Below are 12,507 nucleotides of genomic sequence, written 5' to 3'. Positions count from 1 at the left end.
CCGGCCCCGCTCCCTACGTTTGGGCAGGTCGGAGCCGTACCCGCACAAGAACCCCCGGAGGCCGCATGCCCAGGACCACCGCCGCACCAGCCGCCGTGCCGGACCCGCGGCCCGAGCGTGCCGCCCCGGGCGGCAGCGAGTTCGCGCCCCTGCTCCGACGGGTCAGGGAGCAGGGCCTGCTGGAGCGGCGCACCGGCTGGTACGCCACCGGCATCACCGTCAACGCGCTCGCCCTCGCGGCCGTCGCCGCGGGCACCGTGGCCCTGGGCGACTCCTGGTGGGTCCTGGTGCTGGCCCTCCCGTTCTCCGTCCTGTGGGCCCGCACCGCCTTCATCGGCCACGACGCCGGGCACGCGCAGATCGCCGCGAGCCGCCGCGTCAACCGGGCGATCGGACTCGTCCACGGCAACCTGCTGCTCGGGATGAGCCACATGTGGTGGAACGACAAGCACAACCGCCACCACGCCAACCCCAACCACGTGGACAAGGACCCGGACGTCGGGGTCGGCGTCCTGGTGTGGACCCGGCGGCAGGCCGCCGGACGGCAGGGGGCCGCGCGGTGGCTCGCCCGACACCAGGCGCGGCTGTTCTTCCCGCTGCTGCTCCTGGAGGGCGTCGCGTTGAAGGCGGCGAGCGTGCGGATGCTGTGGTCCGGGGCGGGCGAGCGGCGGCGGGGACGCGAGCGCGCCGTCGAGGCGGCGCTGATCCTGGCGCACCTGACCGGCTACGCGACCCTGTTGCTGACGACGATGCCGGCCGGCAGGGCGCTCGTCTTCGCGGCCGTCCACCACGCGCTGTTCGGGCTGCACCTGGGCTGCTCCTTCGCCCCCAACCACAAGGGCATGGAGATGCCCGACCCGGACGGGGAGCCCTGGGGACACCTGCGCCGGCAGGTCCTCACCTCGCGCAACGTGCGCGGCGGGGTGCTCGTCGACTGGCTGCTGGGCGGCCTCAACCACCAGATAGAGCACCACCTCTTCCCGAGCATGCCGCGCCCACACCTGAGGCTCGCCCGACCCCTGGTCCGTCACCACTGCCGGGCGCTGGGCGTGCCGTACACCGAGACCGGACTGTGGGACTCCTACGCGCAGGCGCTGCGGCACATGCACGAGGTCGGCGCGCCGCTGCGTCGGTGAGGCGCCGGTGAGAGCAGGGGCTGTGCCGGCGAGGGCAGGGGCGCCGGGAACGGGTAGGAGAAGAGGGAACCGGAAGCCCGTCCCGGGCGTTCCGAAGACGAGCGGCGTTCGCACCGCCGCCCGGGGAGGCGTGGAAGATGACCAACCGAGGGAAGATCGCCGTCGGCGGCGTGGCCGCGGGCCTGCTCCTGTGGTGGCTGACCGGCAGTTTCCTGATCGCGGTGGCGGTGATCGTCGGCGTCCCGGCGATCGCCTACCTGATGCTCGACCCCTCGCAGCGGCGCCGGCTGCGGAGGGTGACCCGCAAGGAGCTGGGACGCTGAGCCGAACCGGGACGCCGAGCCGGTCGGCCTCGGCCGGCACGGTGCCGGATCGGGGCGGCGCCGTGCCCGGGCGGCCGGCCGCGCCCGGGCGCGTGTTCAGGCGACGGCGTCCGGCCGTACCGCCAGGTCGTCCAGTGCCTTGAGCAGCCCGGGCAGCTCCGGGCCCCGGCCCACCGGAAGCACCTCGCCCGGCTCGTCGTCCAGCAGGACGAACGCGATGTCGTCGGTCCGGGCCACCAGGCTCCACCCCGGTCCGTCCGCCCGCACCGTCCGGGCGCTGTCGCCGGCGAAGGCCGAGCGGATCCGGCCGGGCGGCGGTGGGGAGTCCACGTAGCCACGGGCCTCCTCCAGGGCACGGCGCACCTTGCTGTTCGGTTGCTCGCCCGGATCGACGAACGTCACGTCCGCGTCGACCTGCGCGCGCCAGTCCGCCCACCGCAGCGCGATCTCGTCGGCGCCCAGCCGCCGCTGCGCCGGGCCCCAGCGCGAGGTGTCCGGCGGGGACAGCGGCGCCCGGCCGCCGTCCAACTCGGGGTCGGGCGCCGGATCGTGGGGGGCCGGGACGCCCGGCGCGGCCACCGCCACCGCCAGCGGCCAGCCGGGGAGCACGGCGGCGATCGTCTCCTCGTCCGGGGACAGGTCGTACTCCATGCCGCAGTCCCAGGCGGCGATCGCGCAGGCCACCAGGGACACGTCATCGGTGGCGACCGTCCAACGCGCCCCCTGTCCGTCCTGCCCGAGGACGAGCCCGTAGCCCTCCGCGTACGGCTCCAGCCCGAGCGCGGCGCACGCCTCGGGGTAGTCGTCGCCGAGGACGCTCGGGAACTGCGCGGGCGTGAGCAGCACCGCGGTCAGTACGTACAGCGCGTCGTCGTGTGCGCTCTCCGACTCCGGCACGCCGGTCTCCTCTCCGCCCGGTTGGTTCGCGAACCCTAGCCATGTCAGGTGGGCGGAGTCGAGAGACCGGGGACACACCGGAGCGCCGGAGGGGGAGGACGGAGGGGCGGCGCACGGACGTCCGGTGGTGATCCGGTGGCGATCCTGTGGCGGTTCGGCACGTGATGCGGCCCGTGATCCGGTGTGCGAGACGGGCGCGTGTCGGGTGCGCGAGGGCGGTCCCGGGGCGGCGGTCGTCCGCACCGGCGACGGTCGGCGGAGCGCGGCGCGGGCAGCGCGCGCCGCGCCGCGTCCCGTGTCCGGCGCCGCGTCCCGCCGGGACGCGGCCCTCCCACCCGGCGGTCCGCCCGGTGAGGAACTTCCGCGTCCGCGTCCTGCCCCCACTCCGTTCCGCGCTCGCCCCGGGCCGTCGCGGATGCCTGCTTTCCGGCGTTCGGACCCCGTCCCGGACATCCCTGGGTATCCGCCCTTCCGCTTCCGGACGTGTCCTCGGCAGGCCGGAACGGTGGTTGCCCGGGCGCCTGTCGTGGGTAAGGCTGGCACGGCATGACCATGAGAAGGGGGAATCGGGCATGGCCCTGAGCAGTGAGCTGGACTGGCTCCTGGACGACCTGACACAGCGGATGTCATCGGTGCGGCACGCACTGGTGCTCTCGAACGACGGGCTGGTCACGGCGGCCAGTCAGGGCCTGGAGAGAAGCGAGGCGGAACACCTCGCCGCCGTCTCCTCCGGGCTGCACAGCCTGGCCAGAGGAACGGGAGAGCACTTCCACGTCGGCCGGGTGCGCCAGACGGTGATCGAGTTCGACGAGGGGATGCTCTTCGTGACGGCCGCCGGGGACGGCAGTTGTCTGTGCGTGCTCACCACGGCGGAGGCCGACATGGGGCAGGTGGCCTACGAGATGACCCTGTTGGTGAACCGGGTCGGCGAACACCTGGGCGTGGCCGCGCGCAACGGCCGCTGAGAGGCCCGCCGGCCACCATCGGACACAGGCCCACCAGGCGCTTCTCCGGGTTTTCCACAGGCTCCGCGGACCGTCGCCACCACGGGTTACGGTAGTCACACAGAGTGATCGGAGCGTTGTGGAGGGGGATGGCCGTGTCTGTGGGACTGTCGTCGAGCCGGTCCGTGGAACCGCCGTCGGGGCCGGTGCGGGCGGGGACGGTGGAGGCGCCGGAAGCGGAGGCGGAGGCCCGCGCCGTCCCGGCGGGCACCGTCCCGATGGACGAGGCGCGCCGGAGGCTGGGGCTGAGGCCGCGGGAGCTGGAACTGGCCGTCCAACTCGGGGAGGTGGCGACGGTGGCGCCGCTCCGGGAGGGCCACCGCCGCCGGGTGCCCGTGGCGGAACTGGCCAGGCTCCGCGCCGAGGAGGGATTTCCGGCCACGCTGCGGGAACGGCTGCGTCTGGTCGGGGCCCGGGAGGGTGCCGCGCTGCTGGGCGTCTCCCCGAGGCGGTTCGCCCGGCTGGCCCGGGCCGGCTGTTTCGGCCCGACGCGCTTCTCCCTCAACCGGTACCGGTCCGTGGTCTGGTTCTACCGCGCGGCCGAGTTGCGGGACGTCGCCGAGCAGCAGCCGGAACTGCTCGGCGGCGCCCTGCCGGAGGGGATGCGCCGGCTGCTCGCCGAGGGCGAGGACCGGCGCCCGCGCCACTGGCGCAACCGCCGGATCGCCCAGGTGCTCCGCGGAACGGACGACCCGTGGGCGGCGGCCGCCGCCCACGCCGCCGTGCTCCTCCCGGAGGTGGTGGCGGAGGCGGTGCCCGATCCGGCCGAACGGGCCCGGCTGGAGGAGCTGCGGCCCGACCTGGCGCCCGTCCGGCCGGAGTCCCTCGCCGCCCGGGAGGTCGTCCGGGCCGTGCTCACGGCCGACGGCGAGGAGGAGATCCTCTGGCACCGACTGGGCCTGACCCTGGCCCTGAGCACGGCACGGTCGGCGCGCCCGCTGCTCCGGCCGCCGGACGGGGAGGGGTCAGCCGCCCGCCTTCCGGAACAGGCCCTCCTGCATCACGGACACCAACAGCCGACCCTGCCGGTCGAAGATCTGTCCCCGGGCGAGCCCGCGGGCGCCGGTCGCGACGGGTGACTCCTGTTGGTAGAGGAACCACTCGTCGGCGCGGAACGGGTGGTGGAACCACATCGCGTGGTCCAGCGAGGCCATGTCGAAGCCGCGCGGCCCCCACAGGGGCTCGATCGGCAGGCGCACCGCGTCCAGCAGCGTCATGTCGCTGGCGTAGGTGACGGCGCAGGTGTGGACGAGGGGGTCGTCGCCCAGCGGCCCCACCGCCCGCATCCACACGGCGCTGCGCGGCTCCACGCCCTCCAACTCCCGCGGCGTCCAGCGCAGCCGCTCCACGTACCGGATGTCGAACGGCTGGTGGTGCGCCATGCGCTCCAGCGATTCGGGCAGCGTGCCCAGATGGTCGCGGACCTCGTCGGCCAGCCTCGGCAGCGACTCCGGATCCGGCACGTCGGGCATCGGCATCTGGTGCTCGAAACCCTGCTCACCCCGGTGGAAGGAGGCGGTCAGGTTGAAGATCGTCCGGCCCTGCTGCACGGCCACCACGCGGCGGGTGGTGAAGGACCGCCCGTCGCGCACCCGCTCGACCATGTACACGATCGGCACCCCGGGCACCCCCGGGCGCAGGAAGTACGCGTGCAACGAGTGCACCGGGCGGTCCCCGTCGGTGGTGCGCCCGGCGGCGACCAGCGCCTGCCCGGCGACCTGGCCGCCGAAGACGCGCTGCAGCGGCTCGTCGGGGCTGTGGCCGCGGAAGATGTTCTCCTCGATCCGCTCCAGGTCCAGGAGATCGACCAGGCGCTCGGTGGGACTGTCGGGGTCGGTCATCGTCGGTGTTTCCTCCTCGGTTCCCGGGCCGCCGTCACAGCGGGCCGACGTCGACGATCTTGATCACCGCGCGGCCCTCCGCGTCGGAGGCCGTGAGGTCCACCTCGGCGGAGATGCCCCAGTCGTGGTCGCCGGCCGGATCGGCGAAGGTCTGCCGGACCTTCCACAGACCGTCCTCGGGGTGCTCCTCGATCCGCAGCAGCTTCGGCCCGCGGGCGTCCGGGCCGGTGCCCAGCTCGTCGTACTCCTCCCAGTACGCGTCCATGGCCTCGGCCCAGGCGTCGGCGTCCCAGCCGGACTCGGCGTCCAGTTCGCCCAGTTCCTCGACCTTGTCCAGGGCGGCCAGCTCCACCCGCCGGAACATCGCGTTGCGCACCAGGACGCGGAAGGCACGGGCGTTGGCGGTGACGGGCTTGACCTGGTCGGCGCGGTCCTGGGCCTCCTCGGCCGTCTCGGCCTCGGGGTTGGCCAACTGCTCCCACTCGTCCAGCAGGCTGGAGTCGACCTGGCGGACCATCTCGCCGAGCCAGGCGACGATGTCCTGGAAGTCCTCGGACTTCAGGTCGTCCGGCACGGTGTGCTCCAGCGCCTTGTAGGCACTGGCCAGATAGCGCAGCACGATGCCCTCGGTGCGCGCCAACTCGTAGTGGGAGACGAACTCCCCGAAGGTCATGGCCCGTTCGTACATGTCGCGGACGACGGACTTCGGGGACAGCGGGTGGTCGCCGACCCAGGGGTGGCTCTTGCGGTAGACGCCGTAGGCGTGGAAGAGCAGGTCCTCCAGCGGCTTGGGGTAGCCGATGTCCGCCAGCCGCTCCATGCGCTCCTCGTACTCGATGCCGTCCGCCTTCATCCGCGCCACGGCCTCGCCCCTGGCCTTGTTCTGCTGGGCGGCGAGGATCGGCCGCGGATCGTCCAGGGTGGACTCCACGACGGAGACCATGTCCAGCGCGTACGAGGGGGACTCGGGGTCCAGCAGCTCGAAGGCGGCCAGCGCGAAGGTGGACAGCGGCTGGTTGAGCGCGAAGTCCTGCTGGAGGTCGACGGTCAGCCGGATGGTGCGCCCCTCGGCGTCCGGAGTGTCGAGCTGCTCGACGATCCCGCCGTCCAACAGCGAACGGTAGATGGCGATCGCCCGCCGGATGTGGCGCAACTGGCTGCGCCGGTCCTCGTGATTGTCCTCCAGCAGCTTGCGCATCGCCTGGAAGGCGTCGCCGGGCCGCGCGATGACGGACAGCAGCATCGCGTGGGTCACCTTGAAGCGGGAGGTGAGCGGCTCCGGCTCGGAGGCGATCAGCTTCTCGAAGGTCTTGTCGCTCCAGTTGACGAAACCCTCCGGCGCCTTCTTCCGGACCACCTTGCGGCGCTTCTTCGGGTCGTCGCCGGCCTTGGCGAGGGCCTTCTCGTTCTCGATGACGTGCTCGGGGGCCTGGGCGACGACCAGCCCCGCGATGTCGAAGCCCGCCCGCCCGGCACGGCCCGCGATCTGATGGAACTCCCGCGCCCGCAGCACCCGCACCCGGTTGCCGTCGTACTTGGTCAACGCGGTGAACAGCACCGTGCGGATGGGCACGTTGACGCCCACCCCCAGCGTGTCGGTGCCGCAGATCACCTTGAGCAGCCCCGCCTGCGCCAGCTTCTCCACCAGCCGCCGGTACTTCGGCAGCATGCCCGCGTGGTGCACGCCGATGCCGTGCCGGACGTAGCGCGAGAGGTTCCGCCCGAACCGGGTGGTGAAGCGGAAGTTGCCGATCAGCTTGGCGATCTCGTCCTTCTCCTCGCGCGAGCACATGTTGATGCTCATCAGCGCCTGGGCGCGCTCCACCGCCTGCGCCTGGGTGAAGTGCACGATGTACACCGGCGCCTGGTGGGTCTCCAGCAGTTCGGTCAGCGTCTCGGTCAGCGGGGTCGTGCGGTACTCGTAACTCAGCGGGACCGGCCGGGTGGCGGAGCGCACCACGGCGGTCGGGCGTCCGGTGCGCCGGGTCAGGTCCTCCTCGAAGCGGCTCACGTCGCCGAGCGTGGCCGACATCAGGACGAACTGCGCCTGCGGCAGTTCCAGCAGGGGAATCTGCCAGGCCCAGCCACGATCCGGCTCGGCGTAGAAGTGGAACTCGTCCATCACGACCTGGCCGATGTCGGCGTCCGCGCCGTCCCGCAGCGCGATGGAGGCGAGCACCTCGGCGGTGCAGCAGATGACGGGCGCGTCGGCGTTGACCGAGGCGTCGCCGGTGAGCATCCCGACGTTCTCGGTGCCGAAGATCTTGCACAGGTCGAAGAACTTCTCCGACACCAGCGCCTTGATGGGCGCGGTGTAGAAGGTGACCTTGTCCTGGGCGAGCGCGGCGAAGTGGGCACCGGCCGCGACCAGGCTCTTGCCGGAGCCGGTCGGGGTGGACAGGATGACGTTCGCTCCGGAGACCACTTCGATCAGCGCCTCTTCCTGGGCGGGGTAGAGCGTGATGCCCCGGCCCTCGGCCCAGCGGGAGAAGGCGTCGTAGAGGGCGTCGGGATCGGCGGTACTCGGCATCTGATCGATAAGGGTCACGCCCTCCATACTGCCTGCCGGCGCGGCCTCGGGGGGAACCGGCCGACCGTCCGAAGATCACGGACGCTACGCTGTGTCGCCGGCAGGGCGGCGGAGCGAGAACGACGGGGTGGGGACGCACATGATGGGACCGGCGCATTCGCTGTCGGGGGCGGCGGCCTGGCTGGGGGTCGGAGCGGTGGCGTACGCCCTGGACCGACCGATGCCGTGGCCGGTCCTGGTGGCCGGTGCGCTGATCTGCTCGGGCGCGGCCCTCGCACCCGATCTGGACCACAAGTCGGCGACGATCTCCCGCGCCTTCGGGCCGCTCTCCAAGTGGCTGTGCGAGGTGATCGAGAAACTCTCCTGCGCGGTCTACAAGGCGACCCGCAAGCCCGGCGACCCCAGACGCGCGGGCGGACACCGCACCCTCACCCACACCTGGCTGTGGGCGGTCGTGATGGGGGCGGGCTTCTCGGCGCTGGCGGCGTTCGGCGGACGCTGGGCGGTCCTGGGCATCCTCTTCGTCCACATGGTGCTGGCCGTCGAGGGCCTGCTGTGGCGGGCGGCACGGGTCTCCAGCGACATCCTGGTGTGGCTGCTGGGCGCGACCAGCGCCTGGATCCTGGCGGACATCCTGAACAAGCCGGGCAACGGCGCGGACTGGCTGTTCACCGGACCCGGCCAGGAGTACCTGTGGCTCGGGCTGCCGATCGTGCTCGGCTCCCTGGTCCACAACGTCGGCGACGCCATCACCGTCTCCGGCTGCCCGATCCTGTGGCCGATCCCCGTGGGCGGCAAGCGCTGGTACCCGGTGGGCCCGCCCAAGTCCATGCGGTTCAAGGCGGGGAGCTGGGTCGAACTGCGCGTTCTGATGCCCGCCTTCACCATCACGGGCGCGATGAGCGGAATGTGGGCCCTGGGCTTCGTCGGCTGATCCCACCGGCCGGGGCGGGCCCGGCCGGTGGGGTTCCCTCCGGCGCCGGCTCAGCCGTGCCAGGACCGCCACAGCGCCGCGTAGGCGCCGTCCGCGGCGACCAGCTCGTCATGACTGCCCAGCTCGCTGATCCGGCCGCCCTCCACCACCGCGATCACGTCCGCGTCGTGCGCGGTGTGCAGCCGGTGCGCGATCGCCACCACCGTGCGCCCCTCCAACACCCGCGCGAGCGAGCGCTCCAGGTGCCGGGCGGCGCGCGGGTCCAGCAGCGAGGTCGCCTCGTCCAGCACCAGGGTGTGCGGGTCGGCCAGCACCAGCCGGGCCAGCGCGATCTGCTGGGCCTGGGCCGGGGTGACCGTCAGCCCGCCGGAGCCGACCTCGCTGTCCAGGCCGTCCGCCAGGCCGCGCGCCCAGCCGTCGGCGTCCACCGCCGCGAGCGCGGCCCACAACTCGCCGTCCCCGGCGTCCGGGTTCGCCAGCAGCAGGTTGTCGCGGAGCGTGCCGACGAAGACGTGGTGCTCCTGGTTGACCAGCGCCACGTGCTCGCGCACCCGTTCCGCGGACATCCGGGCCAGCTCGGCCCCGCCGAGGGTGACCTCGCCCGCCCGCGGTGCGTAGATCCCGGCCAGCAGCCGCCCCAGCGTGGACTTCCCCGCGCCCGACGGTCCGACCAGCGCGACCCGTGTACCGGGCGCCACCGCCAGGGACACCCCGTGGAGCACGTCACCGCCCTCGTGGTAGCCGAACCGCACCGCGTCGGCCCGCACCTCGCGGCCCTCGGGAGCCACCGTGTCGTCGCCGGAGCCGGGCTCGATCTCGCGGACCCCGACGAGCCGGGCCAGGGAGACCTGGGCGACCTGGAGCTCGTCGTACCAGCGCAGGATCAGGCCGATCGGCTCGACCAGCATCTGGGCGAGGAGCGCCCCCGTGGTCAGCTCGCCCACCGTGATCCAGCCCCGCAGCACGAAGAGACCGCCGATCATCAGCACCGAGCCCAGGATCAGCACATGGGTGGCGTTGACGACGGGGAAGAGGACCGTCCGCAGCCACAGCGTGTACCGCTCCCACGCGGTCCACTCCCTGATGCGGCGCTCGGACAGGGCCACCCGGCGCGCGCCCAGCCGGTGGGCCTCCACCGTCCGCGCGGCGTCCACGGTCTCGGCCAGTGCGCCGGCGACGGCGGCGTAGCCCGCCGCCTCGGACCGGTAGGCGCTCGGTGCCCGGCGGTAGTACCAGCGGCAGCCGATCAGCAGCACCGGCAGGGCGATCGCGACGGCCGGCGCCAGCGGCGGCGCCGTGACCGTGAGCGCGCCCAGCAGCAGGCCCGACCAGACGACACCGATCGACAACTGCGGCACCGCCTCGCGCATGGCGTTGGACAGCCGGTCGATGTCGGTGGTGATCCGGGAGAGCAGGTCTCCGGTCCCGGCCCGCTCCAGCACGCTCGGCGGCAGTCTCACCGAGCGGACCAGGAAGTCCTCGCGCAGGTCCGCCAGCATCCGTTCGCCCAGCACCGCGCCGCGCAGCCGCACCTGCCGGACGAAGACGGTCTGGACGGCCAGGGCGACGGCGAACAGGACGACGGTGCGCTCCAGGCCGAGGTCGCGCGCTCCGCCGGCGAGGTCCTCCACCACGCGGCCCAGCAGGTGGGGGCCGACCATGGAGGCCACCACCGCGATCGTGTTCACCGCCACCAGCAGCGCGAACGCCCGGCGGTGCCGGCGGAGCAGTTCGCCGACGTAGGCGCGCACGGTCCGCGGCGTGCCGACCGGCAGGGTCGTGGCCGACTCGGGCGCGGCCGGATCGTGCCGAGGGGGTGCGATGCCGATCATGCGGTCTCCTCCATGTGCTCGCGGTGCCGCGGCCCTCGTGCGGCGACCGTGTCGTCGGCGGGGATGTCGGCGGGGATGTCGGCGGCGGTGGTGTCGTCGGCGGGGGCGCCGGCCTCGACGTCGGTCTCCCGGGTGACCACCGCGCGGTACTCCGGCACGCCGGACAGCAGCTCCCGGTGCGTGCCGGCGGCGACCACCTCGCCGTTCCGGACGAACGCCACCCGGTCGGCCCGGTCCAGCACCAGCGGACTGGAGGAGAACACCACCGTGGTGCGGCCCGCCCGGACGCGGCGCAGCGCCTCGGCGACCCGGGCCTCGGTGTGCGAGTCCACCGCGCTGGTCGGCTCGTCCAGCACCAGCACCTCGGGGTCGGCGACCAGCGACCGGGCCAGTGCCAGCCGTTGGCGCTGGCCGCCCGACAGGGACCTGCCGCGCTCGGTGATCCGCGCCCGCATCGGGTCCCCGCCCGTGTCCGTGCCGGACTGCGCCAAGGCGTCGAGCACGTCGCCGCACTGGGCGGCGTCCAGGGCCTGCCGGGGCGTGACCTTGCCGGACGACGGCACGTCGAGCAGCTCCCGCAGGGTGCCCGAGAGCAGCACCGGGTCCTTGTCCTGCACCAGGACGGCGGTGCGGGCCGTCTCCAGCGGCACCTCGTCCAAGGCGACACCGCCCAGCAGCACCGAGGGCGTTCCCTCCGCGGCGTCGCCCCCGTGCCCGCCCAGCCGTTCGGCGAGCCGCCCGGCCAGGTCGGGATCGCCGCACACCACCGCGGTCAGACGGCCGGCCGGCGCCAGCAGCCCGCTCGCCGGGTCGTACAGGTCGCCGTGCGGGCCCCCGTTCCCCCCGGTGTCCTCCCGGCCGCCCTCCCCGGTGTCCGCGGTGGCGCCGCCCCCCGTCTCCCGACGCAGCGCCAGGACCCGGGCGGCCCGTTTCGCCGAAGGCCGGGAGAAGGAGTACGCCATGGCGAACTCCTGGAAGAGCCGCAGCGGGAAGAGCAGGAAGGCCACGGCGCCGTACACCGTCACCAGTTCGCCCGCCGCGACCCGGCCGTCCAGCGCCAGCCGCGCGCCGAACCAGACCACCGAGATCAACAGCAGACCCGGCAGCAGCACCTGCACGGCGTCGATCAGCGACCACATCCGCGCGGTGCGCACCGCGGCCCGCCGCGCCTCCTGCGAGGCCCTGCGGTACCGGTCGAGGAACAGCTCCTCGCCGCCGATGCCGCGCAGCACCCGCAGCCCGGCCACCGTGTCCGCGGCCAGCTCGGTGGCCCGCCCGGCCTTCGCGCGCTGCGCGTCCGCGCGCCGGGTCGCCGGCGACAGCAGCGGCAACACGGCGAGCACGAGGACCAGCACGCCGACCGACACCATGCCGCCGAGCACCGGTTCGTACACCGTCAGGGCCGCGCACACCCCGACCGTGGTCAGCAGCGCGGCCCCGAAGCGGGAGACGCTCTCGACGAACCAGCCGATCTTCTCGATGTCGCCGGTGGAGACGGCGACGACCTCCCCGGCCGCCACCCGCCGGGTCAGGGTGGCTCCCAGGGCGGTGGCCTGCCGGGCCAGCAACTGCTGCACCCGGGCCGCCGCGGTGATCCAGTTGGTGATGGCGGTGCGGTGCAGCATGGTGTCACCGACGGTGACGGCCAGGCCCAGCACCGCCATCAGCCCGCCTGCCCGCACGAGGCCCTCCCCGGATCGCGTGGCGGCCGCCTCCACGGCGACCCCCACCGCGATGGGGAGGGCGGCGACCGCCACCATGTGGAGCGTGCCCCAGGCCAGTGACCTCAGCTGTCCGTCGAGCTGGGAGCGCCACAGCCAGACGAGGAAGCGGATTCCGGACCGTGCGTCGGGAACGCCGGGGTCGGGATACGGAAGGTCGCGGATCTGCATGGGTGTCCCAGGGCGGTCTCGGGGGAGGGATGGCAACCGTGCAAGACTCCCCTCCGTCACCGGCGGGGAGCAAAGGGTTTTCCGCACGGCCGAGCACGACCGGCCGCGCACGCCCCCG

Annotated in this window: 10 protein-coding genes; 5 read left to right on the top strand and 5 right to left on the bottom strand. The window is 73.5% G+C overall.

Annotated elements, in window-relative coordinates; all coding sequences use genetic code 11:
• Window positions 1-65 precede the first annotated feature (65 nt).
• Together ABD335_RS01020 and ABD335_RS01015 are read left to right on the top strand one after the other, a co-directional pair.
• Window positions 66-1,136 carry a fatty acid desaturase family protein gene (locus ABD335_RS01020; RefSeq protein ID WP_344320062.1) on the top strand — a complete coding sequence of 357 codons (1,071 nt, stop codon included), beginning with the start codon at window positions 66-68 and terminating at the stop codon, window positions 1,134-1,136.
• A 137-nt stretch (window positions 1,137-1,273) separates the two neighbouring features.
• Window positions 1,274-1,459, top strand: coding sequence for a hypothetical protein (locus ABD335_RS01015; protein WP_344320061.1), 186 nt, complete (start codon window positions 1,274-1,276; stop codon window positions 1,457-1,459).
• A 96-nt stretch (window positions 1,460-1,555) separates the two neighbouring features.
• Here the strand turns inward: ABD335_RS01015 and ABD335_RS01010 are convergent, their stop codons facing one another.
• The gene (locus ABD335_RS01010; protein ID WP_344320060.1) at window positions 1,556-2,356 is read right to left on the bottom strand and encodes a hypothetical protein; all 801 of its coding nucleotides are present in this window, start codon (window positions 2,354-2,356) and stop codon (window positions 1,556-1,558) included.
• Window positions 2,357-2,928: 572 nt separating this feature from the next.
• Between ABD335_RS01010 and ABD335_RS01005 the strand changes: the two genes are divergently transcribed.
• Together ABD335_RS01005 and ABD335_RS01000 are read left to right on the top strand one after the other, a co-directional pair.
• The gene (locus ABD335_RS01005; RefSeq protein ID WP_344320059.1) at window positions 2,929-3,321 is read left to right on the top strand and encodes a roadblock/LC7 domain-containing protein; all 393 of its coding nucleotides are present in this window, start codon (window positions 2,929-2,931) and stop codon (window positions 3,319-3,321) included.
• Window positions 3,322-3,449: 128 nt separating this feature from the next.
• Window positions 3,450-4,439, top strand: coding sequence for a DUF6397 family protein (locus tag ABD335_RS01000; protein ID WP_344320058.1), 990 nt, complete (start codon window positions 3,450-3,452; stop codon window positions 4,437-4,439).
• On the opposite strand, the gene ABD335_RS00995 is transcribed toward ABD335_RS01000, so the two are convergent.
• Both ABD335_RS00995 and ABD335_RS00990 read right to left on the bottom strand, forming a co-directional pair.
• A complete protein-coding gene (locus ABD335_RS00995; protein ID WP_344320057.1) occupies window positions 4,326-5,201 on the bottom strand; it encodes an acyl-CoA thioesterase in 876 nt (291 codons plus the stop codon). The genes ABD335_RS01000 and ABD335_RS00995 overlap by 114 nt on opposite strands.
• A gap of 34 nt (window positions 5,202-5,235) precedes the next feature.
• Complete coding sequence (locus ABD335_RS00990; protein ID WP_344320056.1) at window positions 5,236-7,749, bottom strand: DEAD/DEAH box helicase; 2,514 nt, start codon at window positions 7,747-7,749, stop codon at window positions 5,236-5,238.
• A gap of 121 nt (window positions 7,750-7,870) precedes the next feature.
• Between ABD335_RS00990 and ABD335_RS00985 the strand changes: the two genes are divergently transcribed.
• A complete protein-coding gene (locus tag ABD335_RS00985; protein ID WP_344320055.1) occupies window positions 7,871-8,665 on the top strand; it encodes a metal-dependent hydrolase in 795 nt (264 codons plus the stop codon).
• 50 nt (window positions 8,666-8,715) lie between these two features.
• Here ABD335_RS00985 and ABD335_RS00980 read toward each other — a convergent pair whose 3' ends face one another.
• Both ABD335_RS00980 and ABD335_RS00975 read right to left on the bottom strand, forming a co-directional pair.
• A complete protein-coding gene (locus tag ABD335_RS00980; protein ID WP_344320054.1) occupies window positions 8,716-10,497 on the bottom strand; it encodes an ABC transporter ATP-binding protein in 1,782 nt (593 codons plus the stop codon).
• Entirely contained in the window at window positions 10,494-12,389 is a 1,896-nt protein-coding gene (locus tag ABD335_RS00975) for an ABC transporter transmembrane domain-containing protein (RefSeq protein WP_344320053.1), read from the bottom strand. The genes ABD335_RS00980 and ABD335_RS00975 overlap by 4 nt, the downstream gene beginning before the upstream one ends.
• Window positions 12,390-12,507: the final 118 nt, after the last annotated feature.

The organism is Streptomyces macrosporus (assembly GCF_039533145.1).
GTDB classification, from domain to species: domain Bacteria; phylum Actinomycetota; class Actinomycetes; order Streptomycetales; family Streptomycetaceae; genus Streptomyces; species Streptomyces macrosporus.
Note: the sequence above shows the minus strand (reverse complement) of the source record. Positions and strands in the feature narration are given on the sequence as shown.

Coding starts and splice junctions, on each gene's coding strand:
- ABD335_RS01005 (WP_344320059.1), top strand. CDS start 2,929: ATGGCCCTGAGCAGTGAGCTGGACTGGCTCCTGGACGACCTGACACAG.
- ABD335_RS00975 (WP_344320053.1), bottom strand. CDS start 12,389: ATGCAGATCCGCGACCTTCCGTATCCCGACCCCGGCGTTCCCGACGCA.
- ABD335_RS00980 (WP_344320054.1), bottom strand. CDS start 10,497: ATGATCGGCATCGCACCCCCTCGGCACGATCCGGCCGCGCCCGAGTCG.
- ABD335_RS00995 (WP_344320057.1), bottom strand. CDS start 5,201: ATGACCGACCCCGACAGTCCCACCGAGCGCCTGGTCGATCTCCTGGAC.
- ABD335_RS01015 (WP_344320061.1), top strand. CDS start 1,274: ATGACCAACCGAGGGAAGATCGCCGTCGGCGGCGTGGCCGCGGGCCTG.
- ABD335_RS00985 (WP_344320055.1), top strand. CDS start 7,871: ATGATGGGACCGGCGCATTCGCTGTCGGGGGCGGCGGCCTGGCTGGGG.
- ABD335_RS01020 (WP_344320062.1), top strand. CDS start 66: ATGCCCAGGACCACCGCCGCACCAGCCGCCGTGCCGGACCCGCGGCCC.
- ABD335_RS01000 (WP_344320058.1), top strand. CDS start 3,450: ATGGCCGTGTCTGTGGGACTGTCGTCGAGCCGGTCCGTGGAACCGCCG.